Raw genomic sequence first — 16,036 nt, 5'->3', positions numbered from 1 at the left:
GCGCCGCACCGTGCTCTCACGGTGCGTGGTTCTGCCTCGCGGCAGTGAACCTAGCTGCCCGAAACACCTACTTTCGTGGCGAAAATGCTCCGTTATGCGAATGTTGCCCGTCTGGGCGACCTCCTCATGAGGAAAGCCCCTTCCCCCGCCGAAGCGACGGGGAAAGGGGCTTTCGAAAAGCCGGCGGAACTAGTTGAAGTCCACCGCGCGGATCGTGTGCGCACCCACGGTGGCGCCGATCGGCTCGAGCACGTTGCTGTCCACGTGGCGGTCGACGCGCAGCAGCATCACGGCGTCGGAACCGTCGGTGGTCTGGCTGATCTGCGCGGCCTCGATGTTGATGCCGGCCTCGCCCAGCAGCGTGCCGACGCGGCCCATCACGCCCGGCCGGTCCGGGTACTCGAGCAGCAGCACGTGGCCCTCGGCGCGCAGGTCGAAGTGGCGACCGTTGACCTCGACGATCTTCTCCACCTCGTCCTTGCCGGTCACCGAACCGGAGACGGTGAGCGTGGCGCCGTCCGCGTGGACCGCACGCACCGTGACCAGGCTGCGGAACTTCGGGCTCTCGCTCTCGGTGACGAGGTCCACCTGCACACCCAGCTCTTCGGCCAGGCGCGGCGCGTTCACGAAGGTGACCTGGTCGTCGACGACGCCGGCGAACACACCGCGCAGCGCCGCGAGCTGCAGCACCGAGGTGTCCTCACTGGACAGCTCGCCCTTGACCTCGACGGTCACCGACGTCGGCGCCTTCGGGCTCAGCGCGGTGAGCACCTGGCCCAGCTTCTGCGTGAGCGCGAGGTACGGCCGCACGTGCTCACCGACGGCGCCGCCGCCCGACACGTTCACCGCGTCCGGCACGAAGTCGCCGCGCAGCGCCAGCAGCACGGAACGCGCGACGTCGGTGCCCGCGCGGTCCTGCGCCTCGGACGTGGACGCGCCCAGGTGCGGCGTGACGACCACGTTCGGCAGCTCGAACAGCGGGCTTTCCGTGGTCGGCTCGGTGACGAACACGTCGATGCCGGCGCCGCCGACGTGGCCGCTGCGGATCGCGTCCGCCAGCGCCTCCTCGACGATCAGGCCGCCGCGCGCGGCGTTGACGATGATCACGCCCGGCTTGGTCTTCTTGAGCGCCTCGGCGTCGATGAGGCCCTTGGTCTCGGGCGTCTTCGGCAGGTGGATGGAGATCGCGTCGGCGCGCGCCAGCAGCTCGTCCAGCGGCACGAGCTCGATGCCGAGCTGCGCGGCGCGGGCGGCCGAGACGTAGGGGTCGTACGCGATCAGCTTCGTGCCGAAGGCGGCCAGACGCTGGCTGAACAGCTGCCCGATCTTGCCGAGACCGACGACACCGACGGTCTTGCCGTTGAGCTCGATGCCCGAGAACGAGCTGCGCTTCCACTGGCCGGCCCGCAGGCTCTGGTCCGCGGCCGGCACGCGGCGCGCGACCGACAGCAGCAGCGCCACGGCGTGCTCGGCGGCGGACACGATGTTCGACGTCGGCGCGTTGACCACCAGCACGCCACGCTCCGTGGCGGCGGGCACCTCGACGTTGTCCAGCCCGACACCCGCACGGGCGACGACCTTCAGCTGCGTGGTCGCGGCGAGCACCTCGGCGTCGACCTTCGTCGCGGATCGCACCAGGAGCGCGTCGGCACTCTTCACCGCCTCCAGCAGCGCGGGACGGTCCGTGCCGTCCACATGCCGGACCTCTACCTCGTCACCGAACACACTCAGCACGGAAGGCGCGAGCTTCTCCGCGATGAGGACGACGGGTTTGCTGGGCTTGGTCACGATGCGGCTCCCACTATCTGGTCACGAAATCGAGGACGCTCTCCTACGGCGCACGCCGTTGTGCCCGGATGGGCGGGAGTTTAGCCCGGTTGGGGGCCCCGGTGCTGCCCGCGTTGTTAACTCGCTCGTAATCCGGGGAAAACTTGGTCGCTGGGCCGGTCAGGGTGGCCGTTGTCGGGGTGGGTTCCGAGGGTGGGGAATGGGTTTGCGGCAAGGAAAACGGCCTGGGGGTGGGTTCGGTGGGGGTGGGGTTCGGGTGGCGTTTTGTGCGTTCCACCTGGTGGGATGTTGAGGCGTGGGGAGGGTGGGGCAATTGGGGTGAAGGGGATCAAATACGCCGACGCGCTCTCGTGGGTGAGGGGGAGGTTCATTCGTTTGGGGGTGCTTGGGGTTACGGACTTGGGGATGAACGGGACCTTCACGGCTTCGTCGGAGCGCCGTGGGTGGGTTGGTGTTCGGGCACGAGGGGGACCTTCACGCCTTGTCGGTTGCCTCCGACTCGGTAGGCAGTTGCGACGGGCTCGTCACGAAACCCAGTTACGTATCGCAGTCTCCCGGCGGATGAAGGGGACATTCACTGCTTCGCAACCCGCATCGCGATGCCCGGCAACGTACGAGAGGCTCCGCGGCCAAATTCGGTCACCCCTCGCGACCCGTCGGCGGGCGAACGGGAGCTTCGCCGCTTCGCAGACCGCATCACGATGCCCGGCAACGCGCGACCGGCTCCTCAGCCGAATTCGGTTACGCCCCGCGACCCGTCGGCGGGCGAACGGGACCTTCGCCGCCTCGCAGACCACATCACGATGCCCGGCAACGCGCGACCCGCTCCTCAGCCAAATTCGGTCACCGATCGCGACCTGCCGGCACTGAAGGGGACCTTCACCAATTCGCAGTCGGCCTTGGTGCGCGGCGAACGCGTGAAGGGTCAGTTCAGCCGTAGCCGGTCGCCAACGTTCCGCTCGGCGCACCAAGGGACCGGCGGCGCGCCGCAGGCCGCATCGGTGTCCAGCAACTCATGAACGGTCCGCTCATCCGCTTCACGTCACCCATCGCGCTCGCCTCTGGCATGAAGGGGACCTTCACCCCTTCACGGATCGCGCCGCCTCTCGGCAAGGCATGAACGGACCCGTCACCCACATCCAGTCACCCATCGCAGTCTCCTCGGGGATGAAGGGGACCTTCATCCCTTCAGCGACGCGGATGCGACCGCGATGGCCGCGAAGGGCGCCTTCACTGCCGAGATCGCACCCTCAGTGACCAGCGCAAGCATGAACGGGACCTTCATCCCTTCCCCACCTCCGAACCCACCACGCCCACATCCGACGATGCCCGTCGTCGCCGTTGAGAGGCGAAAGCCGGGCCGCCGGGCGGTACAGTGGCAGCGCGCGGTGAGGGCCGCGTCCTGTCCGCGGAAAGGGCTGAGCCCACCCCCGAAGTGAGTGCGGTGCGTGCGCCCCTTCTTCCCTGCCCGGTGCCGGCGGACCACGGGCGAACCGAGGGAAGGAAGGACTCCCCCATGGCCGCGTTGCCTGCCAAACCCGATCTCGCCCAGCTGCGCAAACGCGCGAAAGAGCTGGCGCGGGCCGAGTCGATCAAGTTGTCCGAGGCGCAGTTCCGCGTGGCGCGCGGGCACGGGTTTCCGAGCTGGCCGAAGTTGCAGGCGTACGTGCGGCGCGTCGTCGATGGCGGGCCGAACCTGCAGCACGCGTACCACGCCGACACCGAGTACTACAGCGAACGCGCCCTCGGCCTGCTCGCGTCCGCCGAGGACGGGACGGCCGGGGCGCGCGAGGCGTTCGAGCGCCACGAGCAGCCGTTGACGCGCGAGGGCGCGCGCACGGTTGTCGCGAAGGAGCACGGGTTCGGGTCGTGGCGGGGGTTGCGGCAGCACGTCGCGGCGTTGCCGGAGAGCGGCGAACCGTTCGCGCGGGCGTTTCGCCTCCTGGAGGCAAGGGACGTCGACGGGCTGGCGGCCGTGGTCGACGAGTTCCCCGAGCTCGTGCACGCGCGCGGCACCAACGGCAACGACCTGCTCGGCATGGCCGGCGCCACGTGCGACGAACGCCTCTCGCGCGTTCTCCTCGACCGCGGCGCCGACCCCTCGCGGGGCAACACCCACGGCTGGACACCGTTGCACCAGGCCGCGTACAGCAATCTGCCGCTGCTCGCGGACCTGCTGATCGACGCCGGCGCGCCCCTCGACGTGTCGGCGCGCGGCGACGGCGGAACCCCCTTGGTGGTCGCGTTGTTCTGGGGGAACCGGACCGTCGCCGAAAAACTGGCGGTGCACGAGCGGTCCCCTCGCAACCTCCGCGTCGCGGCGGGTATCGGGGACGCCGAGCTGCTCGACGAACTCGTCCGTCCGAACGGGACACTCGCGCCGGCGGCGGGTGCGCACCGTGAGTTCTACCGGCCCCACAGCGGATTCCCGTTGTGGCGCCCGAGCGACGATCCGGCAGAGATCCGCGACGAAGCCCTCAGCTGGGCCGCGCGCAACGATCGCGTCGACGCCCTGCGCACGCTCGCCGCGCGCGGGGCGGACCTCGACGCCGACGTCTACCGCGGCACCGCGCTCACCTGGGCGGCCGCGCAGGGCCAGATCGCGGCCGTGCGGACGTTACTGGAGTTGGGCGCCGACGTGAATCGCGTCGGGACGTTCGGCGGGCCGCGGCACGGCGTCGGGATTACCGCGCTGCACCTGGCCGCGCAGAGCAACCGGCTCGACGTGATCGAGGTGCTCGTCGCGGCCGGCGCGGACCTCGACGCGCGCGACGGCCTCTGGAACTCCACACCCGAAGGCTGGGCCGACGCGTGCGACAGCCCCGCAGCGCGCGAGCTGCTGGCCAACGCCCGGTAGACAAGCGGAGTCCGTAGTCCGTATCGTCGATCCGGCGAGACGGACTACGGACTCCGTTTCATCTTCTGGGAGGACACCATGGCCACACCCCGCGAGGTCTTCGAACGGCTCTTCGAGGGCATCACCGCCGGCCGGTTCGCCGAGCTTTCTCGCCTCTACGCGGAGAACGCCGTGGTCGAGCACCCCACCGCGATCCCCGTGCCCGGCCGCATCGAGGGGCGGGCCGCGGTGCACGAGCGGTTCGTGAGTCCCCTGGCGGCAACGCTGCGGATCTCGGCCGGCGACGTCGTCGTGCACGAGACCACGGACCCCGAGGTGATCGTCGCCGAGTACCGGTACCGGGTGGCGTCGCCGCGCAGCGGCGAAACGGTCGAGACCGACAACATCCAGATGCTGCGCGTCCGCGACGGGCTGATCGTCCACAGCCGCGACTACCACGACTTCCTGCGGATGGCCGCCGTCCAGGGCGCGGCGGCCAACCTGGCCGACGCGTACGCGCAAGTCCCGGAGCGACGACCCGGCCCGGTCCAGCCGCGGCCGGCGCAGCTCGCCGACCGGAAGAGCCCGCTGGGCGTGTTCCAGCGGCTCTGCTTCGGCGTTTCCGATCAGCGGTGGTCGGAACTTCCGGATCTCTACGCCGAGCAGCCCGACGTCCGTCACCCGTTCCTGCCGGGCGCGTCCGTGCTGACGTCCCGCGAAGACCTGCGCACGCACTTCGCGCTGGCCGGCGAGCTCGGAATCCGCATGCAGGCCACCGACCTCGTGACCTACCAGGGCACCGACCCCGAGGTGCTCATCGGCGAGTTCGCCTACGAGGGGCAACTGGGCGCCACGCCGTTCCGCGTCAACAACATCTTCGCGATGCGCGTGCGCGACGGCTTGATCGTCGAGTCCCGCGACTACGGCGACCACCTGGCGCTCGCGGCCGCGGCCGGCCGGCTGCCCGAGCTGATCGCCCGCGTGACGACGGAAATGTCACCGAACCACGTCTGAACGAGGTGAACAGCCGGGCCGATGGTGCGCCGGTCAAACGGTCAAGCAGCGAGGCGGCCCGACGCCAACGAACCACAGCTCGGCCTCGCAGAGCAGCGCCTCGCCGTTTTTCGGCAAATCGGACCGGCACGCCCCAACGCCCAGCCCAACCGCCGAAAAACTCAGGCCTCGAGGTCTTCCGGCAAGTCGAACTCGCCGTCCCGCACGCCCTTCACGAACGCGTCCCACTCCGACGGCGTGAACACGAGCACCACCCCGTCCGGCTTGGCCGACTGCCGCATCGCGACGTAGGTGACGCCGTCGGTGTGCGGCACGAAGGCGTATTCCACGCAGTCCTCGAGCGTGACGCCCTCCGGCTCGGCGCGGATCCACGGGGCGTCAGTGAGGTCCAGCTCGTGCCGGATGTGCGCCTTGTCGTCGACGGGCTGATCACTCATGGCACCAGCGTATCGACCCACCGCAACGCCTCTCGCCACTGAATGGCGAAACCACCGAAAAGGCCCCCTCACCTGCGGGCGAGGGGGCCTTTTCGGGTCGAAACGATCAGGCGGTCTCGGTGATCGGCCGGTCCACCCACGACATGAGGGCACGCAGCTTCTTGCCGGTCTCCTCGATCGGGTGCTGGTTGCCCTGCTCCTCGAGCTTGATGAAGTTCGGGCGCCCGGCCTCGTCCTCGGCCACCCACTCGCGAGCGAAGGTGCCGTCCTGGATCTCGCCCAGGATCTTCTGCATCTCCTGCTTCACGGCCGGCGAGATCACGCGCGGGCCGCGGGTGAGGTCGCCGTACTCGGCCGTGTCGGAGATGGAGTAGCGCTGACGCGCGATACCGCCCTCGTACATGAGGTCGACGATCAGCTTCAGCTCGTGCAGCACCTCGAAGTAGGCGATCTCCGGGGCGTAACCGGCCTCGGTCAGCACCTCGAAGCCCGTCTGCACCAGCGCCGAAGCGCCACCGCAGAGCACGGCCTGCTCGCCGAAGAGGTCGGTCTCGGTCTCCTCGGTGAAGGTCGTCTTGATCACGCCCGCGCGCGCACCGCCGATGGCGGCCGCGTAGGACAGGGCCAGCGCCTGGGCGTTGCCCGACGCGTCCTGCTCCACCGCGATCAGGCAGGGCACGCCCTTGCCGTCCACGAACTGGCGGCGCACGAGGTGACCCGGGCCCTTGGGGGCGACCATGGCCACGTCGACGTTGGCCGGCGGCTTGATCAGGTCGTAGCGGATGTTGAAGCCGTGGCCGAAGAAGATCGCGTCGCCGTCCTTCAGGTTCGGCGCGATGTGCTCTTCGTAGATGAAGCGCTGCTTCGTGTCCGGCGCGAGGATCATGATGAGGTCGGCCTCGGCCGCGGCCTCGGCCACCGACAGCACCCGCAGGCCCTGTTCCTCGGCCTTGGCGCGGGACTTCGACCCCTCCTGCAGGCCGATCCTGACGTCGACACCCGAGTCGCGCAGGCTCAGCGAGTGGGCGTGGCCCTGGCTGCCGTAGCCGATCACAGCGACCTTGCGGCCCTGGATGATCGAGAGGTCCGCGTCGTCGTCGTAGAAGATTTCCACTGCCATGGGGGTACTGCTTCCTTTCGGATTTTCTGAAAACTCAGCGAGGCGAGGTGGCGGTGATCGAGCGGGCCCCGCGACCCACTGCGACCATGCCGGACTGCACGAGCTCGCGGATGCCGTACGGCTCGAGCATGCGCAGAAGTGCGCCGATCTTGTCCGAGGTCCCGGTCGCCTCGACGGTGAGCGCCTCCGGGGACACGTCCACCACCTTGGCCCGGAAGAGCTGAACGGTCTCGAGGACCTGGCTGCGCACGGTCGCGTCGGCCCTGACCTTCACGAGCAGCAGTTCGCGCTGCACCGCGGAGGACTGTTCCAGCTCCACGATCTTGATCACGTTGACCAGCTTGTTGAGCTGTTTGGTCACCTGTTCGAGCGGTAGCTCTTCAACGGCGACCACGATCGTCATGCGGGACACCTCGGGATTTTCCGTAGGGCCCACGGCGAGGGACTCGATGTTGAAACCGCGGCGGGAGAACAGACCGGACACCCGGGCGAGCACGCCGGGCTTGTTCTCCACCAGCACGCTCAACGTGTGGACGGTCATCGGTCTTCTCCTTCCGCGGCAGCTTCGGCGGCTTCGAGGGTCTCGACCGCTTCCCGCGAAACCTCGTCGTCGTCGAACAGCGGCCGGATGCCGCGGACGGCCATGATCTCGTCGTTGCCGGTGCCCGCGGCCACCATCGGCCACACCTGGGCATCCTTCCCCACGACGAAATCGATCACGACGGGGCGGTCGTTGATCTCCATCGCGCGGCGGATCGTCGCGTCGACGTCCTCCTTGGTCTCACAGCGCAGCCCGGCGCAGCCGAGGGCCTCGGCCAGCAGCGTGAAGTCGGGGATGCGGTGCTTGTGGGTACCGAGGTCGCTGTTGGAGTACCGCTCCGAGTAGAAGAGGTTCTGCCACTGCCGGATCATGCCGAGGTTGCCGTTGTTGATCACGGCGACCTTGATCGGCGCGCCCTCGATGGCGCACGTGGCGAGCTCCTGGTTGGTCATCTGGAAGCAACCGTCGCCGTCGATCGCCCACACCTGCTGCTCGGGCAGGCCGAACTGCGCGCCCATGGCCGCCGGAACGGCGAAACCCATCGTGCCGAGGCCACCGGAGTTGATCCACGTACGCGGCTTCTCGTACTTCACGAACTGCGCGGCCCACATCTGGTGCTGGCCGACGCCCGCGGTGAACACCGCGTCGGGACCGGCCAGCTCACCGATGCGCTCGATGACGTACTGCGGCGAAAGCGAACCGTCGTCGGGCCACTCGTAGCCGGCCGGGTAGGTGTCGCGCCACGAGTCGACCTGCGTCCACCAGTCGGTGAGGTCCGGCCGGTTGCCGTGCTCGAACTCGGTCTTCACGGCGGCGATCAGCTCGCCGATGATCTCGTTGCAGTCGCCGACGATGGGCACGTCGGCCTTGCGGTTCTTGGAGATCTCGGCCGGGTCGATGTCGGCGTGGATCACCTTCGCGTCGGGCGCGAACGACGACGTGGCGCCGGTCACGCGGTCGTCGAAGCGAGCGCCGAGCGCGATGAGCAGGTCGGAGCGCTGCATCGACGCGACCGCCGCGACGGACCCGTGCATGCCGGGCATGCCGACGTGCTGGCGGTGCGAGTCGGGGAACGCGCCGCGCGCCATCAGCGTGGTGGCGACCGGGATGCCGGTGAGCTCGGCCAGCTCCAGCAGCTGCGCGGAAGCCTCGGCCTTGATCACGCCACCGCCGACGTAGAGGACGGGCCGGCGTGCGTTCGCGATCAGCTTCGCGGCTTCGCGCACCTGCTTGCCGTGCGGACGCAGCGTCGGGCGGTAACCCGGCAGGCGCATCTCCGGCGGCCAGGAGAACGAGGTCATCTCCTGCAGCACGTCCTTGGGGATGTCCACCAGGACCGGGCCGGGGCGGCCCGTGGACGCCAGGTGGAACGCCTCGGCGATGGTCCGCGGAATCTCCGCCGGGTCGGTCACGAGGAAGTTGTGCTTGGTGATCGGCATCGTGATGCCGCAGATGTCGGCTTCCTGGAACGCGTCGGTGCCGATCAACGCGCGCGACTGCTGCCCCGTGATGGCGACGATCGGCACGGAGTCCATGTTGGCGTCGGCCAGCGGCGTGACGAGGTTCGTGGCGCCCGGGCCCGACGTCGCCATGCAGACGCCGACCTTGCCGGTCGCCTGGGCGTAGCCGGTGGCGGCGTGGCCGGCGCCCTGCTCGTGGCGGACGAGGACGTGACGGACCTTCGTGGAGTCGAGCAGCGGGTCGTACGCCGGCAGGATGGTGCCACCGGGAATGCCGAAGACGACTTCGGCGCCGACGGCCTCGAGCGAGCGGACGAGCGACTGCGCGCCCGTGACCCTTACCGGGGTTCCCGCCGGCGGCGCCGGCTTCGGACGTGCTCCTGGGACACCGGGCGCGGTCGGCCCGGGCTTCGCGTCGCTGCGCGACGTGGCACTGGTCATCGGTGTCTGCCTCGTGGGTTCTCGGTGTCACTCGTTCGGGTTGTTTGTGGCTGTACAGCCGGTCGGAAACCGGTTCTACGCAACAAAAAACCCCCGCCGACCGTAAGGTCGCACGAGGGTCGCGCGTCGACGCAGCGGACTCTTCCTAAGCGTCGACGCGCTGAGGAAGTACGAGGCCGGTCTGCGTTGTCACGGCGCTGACGTTAGACCGGCGTCCGCGCGAGTGTCAACTCTGCGGGACGGCGGTTCCGCATGCTGGACGGCCAGTACTGCGTTTCGGACGCCCTCCACCCGGGCCCGCGACCCCGGCGCAAGCGTGCCGACGACGCGGTGCACCATTCATTGGTGGCCGAAAAAGAGCAGGACCAGCGCACGGGCGAAGGCCGGAAGGCCGTGTTCAAGATCCCCAGCACGGCGTACATGGCGATCGCGCTCCTGACCGTGTGTGTGACACCTATCGCACTCGGGGAGATCAACGGTCTGCAGTGGCTGTACATCTTCCCGATCGCGCTGCTCGTCTTCGTCGTGCGCACGCGCACGGTCGCGACGCGCGAAGGCCTCGCCGTACGGACGGTGTTCGGTAAGCGCGACCTGCCGTGGTCGTCACTGAAGGGCCTGTCGATCACCGGCAAGGCGCGCGTGCGGGCCGTGCTGGGCGACGACACGCTTGTCACGTTGCCCACAGTGCGGACCCGCCACCTTCCGGTGCTCGCGCTCGTGAGCGAGGGGAAGATCAAGGACCCGTCGGGCGTGCTGAGTGACGACGATCTCAAGCCCGCCGAGGAGAAGGCCGCCGAGTCGACGCCGGAAAAGGTTGCTGAAAAAGCCGCCGCGAAGCCGGCCGAGAAGGCTCCGGAGCAGGCTACGGAGGCCGCGTCTGCCGAGACCGGCGGTTCGAAGGCCGAACCCAGCGAGTAGAATTGGTAGGACCAGTTTGCGGAGCGGTCTCGTGACTCCGCCTGGACCAGCCTTCTGACCTGGGAGAATGCCGTGCCGCACCTCCGTTCCCGGACCACCACCCACGGCCGCAACGCGGCGGGCGCGCGCTCGCTCTGGCGCGCGACCGGGATGACCGACAGCGACTTCGGCAAGCCGATCGTCGCCATCGCCAACTCCTACACGCAGTTCGTGCCGGGCCACGTGCACCTCAAGGACCTCGGCGAGATCGTCGCGGAGGCCGTGAAGGAGGCCGGCGGCGTCGCGCGCGAGTTCCACACGATCGCGGTCGACGACGGCATCGCCATGGGCCACTCGGGCATGCTCTACTCGCTGCCCTCGCGCGAGATCATCGCGGACTCCGTGGAGTACATGGTCAACGCGCACCAGGCCGACGCGCTCGTCTGCATCTCCAACTGCGACAAGATCACGCCGGGCATGCTCAACGCGGCCATGCGCCTCAACATCCCCACCGTGTTCGTCTCCGGCGGGCCGATGGAGGCCGGCAAGGCCGTGGTCGTCGGCGGTGTCGCGCAGGCGCCGACCGACCTGATCACGGCGATCGCCGCGTCCGCCTCGCAGGAAGTCGACGAGGAAGGGCTGGCGGCTGTCGAGCGTTCGGCGTGCCCGACCTGCGGCTCGTGCTCCGGCATGTTCACCGCGAACTCCATGAACTGCCTCACCGAGGCCCTCGGCCTGTCGCTGCCCGGCAACGGTTCCACGCTGGCCACGCACGCCGCGCGCCGCGAGCTGTTCTCCGGCGCCGGGCGCACGGTCATCGACCTGTGCAAGCGCTGGTACGGCGAGGACGACGCGTCGGCCCTGCCCCGCTCGATCGCCACCAGGGCGGCGTTCGAGAACGCGATGGCGCTGGACATGGCCATGGGCGGCTCGACCAACACCGTGCTGCACATCCTCGCCGCCGCGCAGGAGGGCGAGGTCGACTTCACCATCAGCGACATCGACGAGATCGGCCGGCGCGTGCCGTGCCTGTCGAAGGTCGCGCCGAACTCCGATTACCACATGGAAGACGTCCACCGGGCCGGCGGCATCCCCGCCATCCTGGGCGAGCTGTACCGCGGTGGCCTGCTCAACACCGACGTCCACTCGGTCCACTCCCCCGACCTCGACTCGTGGCTGAACGAGTGGGACATCCGCGCGTCGTCGCCGTCCGAGACGGCGCTGGAGTTGTTCCACGCGGCCCCGGGCGGCGTGCGCACGACCAAGGCTTTCTCGACGGAGAACCGCTGGTCGTCGCTGGACACGGACGCCGCCGGCGGCTGCATCCGCGACGTCGAGCACGCCTACACCAAGGACGGCGGCCTCGCGATCCTGCGCGGCAACCTCGCCGAGAACGGCGCCGTGATCAAGGCCGCCGGCATCGACGAGGACCTCTGGCACTTCGAGGGCCCCGCGCGAGTGCTCGAAAGCCAGGAGGAGGCCGTTTCGGCGATCCTCAACAAGGAGATCCAGGCGGGCGACGTGCTGGTGATCCGCTACGAGGGCCCCGCCGGCGGGCCGGGCATGCAGGAAATGCTGCACCCCACCGCGTTCCTCAAGGGCTCCGGCCTGGGCAAGAAGTGCGCGCTCATCACCGACGGCCGCTTCTCCGGCGGCTCGTCCGGCATCTCCGTCGGCCACATCTCCCCGGAGGCGGCGGCGGGCGGCCTGATCGGCCTGGTCGAAAACGGCGACCGCATCGTCATCGACATCCACGAACGCCGCCTCGAACTCCTCGTCGACCCCGAGGTCCTGTCGGAGCGGCACTCGAAGATGGAGGCCGCGGAACGCCCGTGGCAGCCGAAGGAGCGCCAGCGCCCGATCACGGCGGCCCTGCGCGCGTACGCCCGTATGGCCACCTCCGCGGACACCGGCGCGGTGCGGGACCCGAACAAGTGAGCTTGATGTTTTCGTGAGGAGAGCCGTCCATCCGCTGAAGGGTGGGCGGCTCTTTTCGTTGTCGCCTCTGAGTGGCGACGGGGTATTTGCGCTGGTCAGAGGCTGGTTATGCGGCATTCTGGAGCCCTTGGGCGGCGATCCTCAGAGTTGTCATCCGGGATCACGGCCGTCTCTTGAGATCGCCGGAAGCCCTCAGTTTTCGTCCGTCGCCGCTAACCGGCGAAGCGACCTTTCGAGTCCTCAGCCGAGGAGGCCGACGTTCTCCTCATCGCGGGCAGAGTCACTTCGGACCCTCGGCTTTGCGGGCTGGCAACGCGTCGCAGCTCTCTCAGCGGTGGCCGTTCGGAGGTGGCAGGCACCGTTCGCCCATCGTCACCCAGCGCCGACCCGCATCCCCAGGCCTCACGCTGAACCGGGCGACACTCGCCAGCGAGATCGACGACGCGGGATCGCCCGGCGCGGAGTCGCTGGAGCCCCAGGTTGTCCGTCCACCTGCGCCGCCACCGCCAAGGGCCGCCCACCGTGTTCGAGTGGACGGCCCTCTTGGCCTGTCGTGGTCTGGCGGCGAATCGGTGATCTCACCGATCAGTGCTACCGCCGACATCCGGTGCGCCTTCCGCGGAGAGAACCGGACCCGTCGAGGGCCACAACCCGTCGCCACCCAGTGGCAAACCCCAGGTCAGCGCGTCAAAACGATGACCACCACCGACGCCGCCGCGGCCAGTAGCAGCGAGACGATGCCGAGGGGCAGCGGCCGTTTGCGCCACGGCGTGTTCTTCTCCAGGGAGATCCGGCCGGCGCCGGTGAAAATCAGGGCTAGAGCCACGACGCCGACGAGGAGCTCGAACTCCCAGCCGCGGCCGTCGCCTTCGAAGAAGCCGCCGTGGAACTTCGCGAAAATCGCGCTCGCCGCGACGCCCAGGATCCCGGCGGCCGCGATCGGCGTGAAGAGGCCCACGATCAGCAGCGCGCTGCCGCCGACCTCGACGATGCCGGTGATCCAGGACAGCAGCGTGGTCTGTTTGTGGAAGCCGAATGTGTCGAGCAGGTGCGCGAACCCCGTGATGCCGGGCCCCCCGAACGCGCCGAACAGGTGCTGCAGACCGTGCGCCCCCACGATCGCGGCGAGGCCGAGGCGCAGGATCAGCAGGCCAAAGCCCAGGCCGCCCTGGCGGATCTCGTCGTCGTTGTCGTTGTTCGTGTCCCCGACGCCGGACAGCAGGCCGGACTGGTAGTCGTCCCCTTGACTGGTCACGCGCGAAGGGTAGGGGATACCGACCCCGGCCGCGAGCGAGCGCGCCGAGGTCAGGGGCCCTTTCGCGTCAGTATTCGCCGTGCACGAGGTTCGCGGGGAGCTCGCCGCCGGCGTAACGCGCGATCTCGGCGGCGGCGACGGCATACGAACGTCGCCGCACACCGGCGACGGCCCCGCCGACGTGCGGCGTGAGCAGCAGGCCCGGCGCGTGCCACAGCGGGTGGTCGGCGGGCAGGGGCTCGGGATCCGTCACGTCGAGAGCGGCGCGCAGGCGCTCGGCCGTGAGCTCGGCGAGGAGGTCGTCGGTGCGCACGACCGGTCCCCTCGCGGCGTTCACGAGCACCGCGCCGTCGGGCATGGCCGCGAGGAACTCGGCGTCGACCATCCCCCGCGTACGCGAAGTGAGCGGGACCATCAGCACCACGATGTCGTGGTGCGGCAACAGCTCGGGCAGCTCGGCGACGCCGTGCACCCCGTCGCGCGCCGACATGCCGACCATCGTGCACCGGACGTCGAACGGTTCGAGTCGGCGCCGTAGCTGCCGGCCGAGGTCGCCGGCGCCGATGATGAGCGCGTGCCGGCCCTGGAGCGTCTCGGCGGAGCGGCGCTCCCAGTGACGTTCGCGGTGGGCTTCCGCGAACACGTCCAGCTTCCGGTACATGGACAGCAACACGGCGACGACCCACTCGGCCGTGCTGCCGCCGTGTGCGCCGCGGCAGGTGGAGAGCAGGACGCCGTCCGGGAGCTTGCCGACCCAGTCCTCGGCGCCGGCCGACATCAGCTGCACGAGCTTGAGGTTCGGCAGCTCGCGCCACAGCTCGTCGCCCGCCGGGTGCCGGCCGGGGATGAGCACCTCCGCCTTCGCGGCTTCCGCCGGCACGGGATCGCCCCAGCGGTAGCGCACGGCCTGCACCATCGGGAGCTCCGAGAGCGCCTCGACGCCCTCGTCGTCGGGGACCAGCACAGTGAGCGTCATGATCGCCACGTTAGCCACTTACTCCGCGCTCACGCGGGGGCACCTAGGCTGGAGCATCATGCGTACCCGGTACCGGTGGTCGGCACCGCTGGCCCTCCTCGCCTGTGGCGGACTCCTGCTTTCGGGCTGCGCGCGGTTCGACGACACCGCGGCCGGCCAGTCGTTCAGCCCCGCCCCGGTACCCAGTCCCGAGTCGCCGCCGCAGGTCCAGGACCCGGGCGACCCGTCGGGCGACGACCAGGGCCAGGGCCACAGCGGCCAGCAGCAGTCGCCCACGCCGATCCCGCCGCCGCAGGGCTGCAAGGACTTCGACAAGGCCGTCATCGCCACCTGCCTGGACACGGTCGCGGCCGTCGCCGGCCTCCCGGGCGACGGCTCCACGCCCGCGGCGCTGGCCGGCGAACGGAAATCCGGCCGCGTGGTTCTCGCCACGGCGGGCCGCGACGCGGCGCCGTTCGAGCAGCTCGACGTCGTCGCCACGGGTGACGGCGGCCTGACGTCGCTGGCGCTTTCGCCGAGCTACGTCGAGGACCAGCTCGTGTTCGCCTACATCACCACGGCGACCGACAACCGCGTCGTGCGCTTCGCGAAGGGCCAGCCGCCGAAGCCGGTGCTCACGGGCATCCCGAAGGGCGCCACCGGCAACCGCGGCGCCCTGCTCAGCGACGGCCGCGGCTCCCTCCTCGTCGCAACGGGCGACGCGGGCAACCCGGCCTCCGCCGCCGACCCGAAGTCGTTGGCAGGCAAGGTGCTGCGCATCGACACCTCGGGCGGCCCCGCCGCGGGCAACCCGACCGCGAGCTCCGCCGTGTTCGCCTCCGGCCTGCACGCCCCCGGCGGCCTCTGCACCTCGTCCGACGGCAAACGCGTGTGGGTCACCGACCAGACCGCGGGCCCTGACGCGCTGTATCGCGTGCAGGCGGGCCAGCCCCTGTCGACGCCCGCGTGGACCTGGCAGGACAAGCCGGGCGTCCACGGGTGCGCCGACTTCGCCGACTCGAACGGCATCCTGGCCGTCGCGTCGTCCGTCGGCCTGCAGAACCTGCCGGTCAACCCGGACGGCGCCATCACCGGCAAGCCCACCGTCAGCCTCGACGGCAAGGGCAAGCCCCCCACCACCTACGGCCGCCTGGCCGGCATGAGCATGATCAGCCCCCAGCTGGCGGTCGCCGGCACCACGAACAAGGACGGCGGCAAACCCGTCTCCAGCGATGACCGCGTCGTGCTCATCACGGTGTCCGAAACCGGTGGCGGACTCGGGAAGGACTGAGGTCCGAACCGGCGGTGAGCTGGGGTTTCTCGGCCGTCGCCACTGAACGGCAACGCCTGCCCA

12 protein-coding genes are annotated in these 16,036 nt (G+C 69.7%); 5 read left to right on the top strand and 7 right to left on the bottom strand.

Features of this window, described 5'->3' with window-relative positions:
- Positions 1 to 189: 189 nt before the first annotated feature.
- Positions 190 to 1,788: a phosphoglycerate dehydrogenase gene (gene serA, locus VSH64_RS46615; RefSeq protein WP_326569143.1), complete on the bottom strand. Its 1,599-nt coding sequence runs from the start codon at positions 1,786 to 1,788 to the stop codon at positions 190 to 192.
- A 1,516-nt stretch (positions 1,789 to 3,304) separates the two neighbouring features.
- Between serA and VSH64_RS46610 the strand changes: the two genes are divergently transcribed.
- Both VSH64_RS46610 and VSH64_RS46605 read left to right on the top strand, forming a co-directional pair.
- On the top strand, positions 3,305 to 4,645 hold the full coding sequence (locus VSH64_RS46610; protein WP_326569142.1) for an ankyrin repeat domain-containing protein: 1,341 nt from the start codon (positions 3,305 to 3,307) through the stop codon (positions 4,643 to 4,645).
- 78 nt (positions 4,646 to 4,723) lie between these two features.
- Positions 4,724 to 5,638: a nuclear transport factor 2 family protein gene (locus tag VSH64_RS46605; RefSeq protein ID WP_326569141.1), complete on the top strand. Its 915-nt coding sequence runs from the start codon at positions 4,724 to 4,726 to the stop codon at positions 5,636 to 5,638.
- A gap of 161 nt (positions 5,639 to 5,799) precedes the next feature.
- Here the strand turns inward: VSH64_RS46605 and VSH64_RS46600 are convergent, their stop codons facing one another.
- From VSH64_RS46600 to VSH64_RS46585, 4 genes are all read right to left on the bottom strand, one after another.
- The gene (locus VSH64_RS46600) at positions 5,800 to 6,075 is read right to left on the bottom strand and encodes a DUF397 domain-containing protein (RefSeq protein WP_326569140.1); all 276 of its coding nucleotides are present in this window, start codon (positions 6,073 to 6,075) and stop codon (positions 5,800 to 5,802) included.
- Positions 6,076 to 6,181: 106 nt separating this feature from the next.
- Positions 6,182 to 7,195 (bottom strand): ketol-acid reductoisomerase, encoded by a 1,014-nt coding sequence (gene ilvC, locus VSH64_RS46595; RefSeq protein ID WP_326569139.1) that lies wholly within the window; start codon positions 7,193 to 7,195, stop codon positions 6,182 to 6,184.
- Between the two features lie 34 nt (positions 7,196 to 7,229).
- The gene (gene ilvN / locus VSH64_RS46590) at positions 7,230 to 7,736 is read right to left on the bottom strand and encodes an acetolactate synthase small subunit (RefSeq protein ID WP_220237608.1); all 507 of its coding nucleotides are present in this window, start codon (positions 7,734 to 7,736) and stop codon (positions 7,230 to 7,232) included.
- On the bottom strand, positions 7,733 to 9,637 hold the full coding sequence (locus tag VSH64_RS46585; protein ID WP_326569138.1) for an acetolactate synthase large subunit: 1,905 nt from the start codon (positions 9,635 to 9,637) through the stop codon (positions 7,733 to 7,735). Before VSH64_RS46585 ends, ilvN begins: the two co-directional genes overlap by 4 nt.
- Before the next feature lie 345 nt (positions 9,638 to 9,982).
- Between VSH64_RS46585 and VSH64_RS46580 the strand changes: the two genes are divergently transcribed.
- On the top strand, positions 9,983 to 10,555 hold the full coding sequence (locus tag VSH64_RS46580) for a PH domain-containing protein (protein WP_326569137.1): 573 nt from the start codon (positions 9,983 to 9,985) through the stop codon (positions 10,553 to 10,555).
- Between the two features lie 72 nt (positions 10,556 to 10,627).
- Positions 10,628 to 12,472, top strand: a complete 1,845-nt coding sequence (ilvD, locus tag VSH64_RS46575; RefSeq protein WP_326569136.1) for a dihydroxy-acid dehydratase — start codon at positions 10,628 to 10,630, stop codon at positions 12,470 to 12,472.
- A 679-nt stretch (positions 12,473 to 13,151) separates the two neighbouring features.
- On the opposite strand, the gene VSH64_RS46570 is transcribed toward ilvD, so the two are convergent.
- Together VSH64_RS46570 and VSH64_RS46565 are read right to left on the bottom strand one after the other, a co-directional pair.
- Complete coding sequence (locus tag VSH64_RS46570) at positions 13,152 to 13,727, bottom strand: DoxX family protein (RefSeq protein WP_326569135.1); 576 nt, start codon at positions 13,725 to 13,727, stop codon at positions 13,152 to 13,154.
- A gap of 67 nt (positions 13,728 to 13,794) precedes the next feature.
- Positions 13,795 to 14,703, bottom strand: a complete 909-nt coding sequence (locus VSH64_RS46565) for a 2-hydroxyacid dehydrogenase (RefSeq protein WP_326569134.1) — start codon at positions 14,701 to 14,703, stop codon at positions 13,795 to 13,797.
- A gap of 58 nt (positions 14,704 to 14,761) precedes the next feature.
- On the opposite strand from VSH64_RS46565, the gene VSH64_RS46560 reads away from it, so the two are divergent.
- On the top strand, positions 14,762 to 15,973 hold the full coding sequence (locus VSH64_RS46560; RefSeq protein ID WP_326569133.1) for a PQQ-dependent sugar dehydrogenase: 1,212 nt from the start codon (positions 14,762 to 14,764) through the stop codon (positions 15,971 to 15,973).
- The last annotated feature ends 63 nt before the right edge of the window (positions 15,974 to 16,036 follow it).

Origin of the sequence: Amycolatopsis rhabdoformis, from assembly GCF_035918295.1 — a bacterium.
Taxonomy (GTDB): Bacteria; Actinomycetota; Actinomycetes; order Mycobacteriales; family Pseudonocardiaceae; genus Amycolatopsis; species Amycolatopsis rhabdoformis.
Note: the sequence above shows the minus strand (reverse complement) of the source record. Positions and strands in the feature narration are given on the sequence as shown.

What these genes read in the sequence shown, in the direction of transcription:
- VSH64_RS46610 (WP_326569142.1), top strand. Translation starts at nt 3,305, where the DNA reads ATGGCCGCGTTGCCTGCCAAACCCGATCTCGCCCAGCTGCGCAAACGC.
- ilvC (WP_326569139.1), bottom strand. Translation starts at nt 7,195, where the DNA reads ATGGCAGTGGAAATCTTCTACGACGACGACGCGGACCTCTCGATCATC.
- VSH64_RS46565 (WP_326569134.1), bottom strand. Translation starts at nt 14,703, where the DNA reads ATGACGCTCACTGTGCTGGTCCCCGACGACGAGGGCGTCGAGGCGCTC.
- VSH64_RS46600 (WP_326569140.1), bottom strand. Translation starts at nt 6,075, where the DNA reads ATGAGTGATCAGCCCGTCGACGACAAGGCGCACATCCGGCACGAGCTG.
- VSH64_RS46605 (WP_326569141.1), top strand. Translation starts at nt 4,724, where the DNA reads ATGGCCACACCCCGCGAGGTCTTCGAACGGCTCTTCGAGGGCATCACC.
- VSH64_RS46560 (WP_326569133.1), top strand. Translation starts at nt 14,762, where the DNA reads ATGCGTACCCGGTACCGGTGGTCGGCACCGCTGGCCCTCCTCGCCTGT.
- VSH64_RS46585 (WP_326569138.1), bottom strand. Translation starts at nt 9,637, where the DNA reads ATGACCAGTGCCACGTCGCGCAGCGACGCGAAGCCCGGGCCGACCGCG.
- ilvN (WP_220237608.1), bottom strand. Translation starts at nt 7,736, where the DNA reads ATGACCGTCCACACGTTGAGCGTGCTGGTGGAGAACAAGCCCGGCGTG.